The sequence below is a fragment of the Idiomarina sp. Sol25 genome (assembly GCF_033052775.1).
GTDB lineage: Bacteria > Pseudomonadota > Gammaproteobacteria > Enterobacterales > Alteromonadaceae > Idiomarina.
In genome coordinates, this window is the sequence record NZ_JAUPEW010000061.1 from 1 (window position 1) to 348 (window position 348).

Sequence of the window (348 nt, forward strand, 5' to 3'; positions counted from 1 at the left end):
GGCGCATCACAGATGTGGCTCCCGGTGACATCCACGGCCCGAACCTCCAGCGTTTGTTCGTCGATCCCAAGATGTATCTTGCGCCAAATCCGCCGCTTGGGCCCACCATGCTTGCGCGTTTGTCGGGAAAACAGTCCCCCAGACTGGCTCTGTTGCACAAATCGGGTTTTGAGCGGACGTCCCCTTTCCCTGGACGGATTTATCCTACTGGCTCGGTGATGGGTATGCCAAGAGCAGTATAGCGATTGAGCACGGCAATCCTGACTTGTAGCTCAGCCACCTGGCGGTCGAAGTCGCGCGCCATCAGGCCTTGGCCGAGTAGTTTGACGCAGTGCATTTTCGTCTCTG

2 pseudogenes are annotated in these 348 nt (G+C 57.8%); both read right to left on the minus strand.

What is annotated here, in order from left to right:
- Positions 1–116, minus strand: a pseudogene (locus tag Q5L94_RS13460) (IS5/IS1182 family transposase); the annotation flags it as partial.
- 83 nt (positions 117–199) lie between these two features.
- Positions 200–348 (minus strand): annotated as a pseudogene (locus Q5L94_RS13465) (IS5/IS1182 family transposase); the annotation flags it as partial.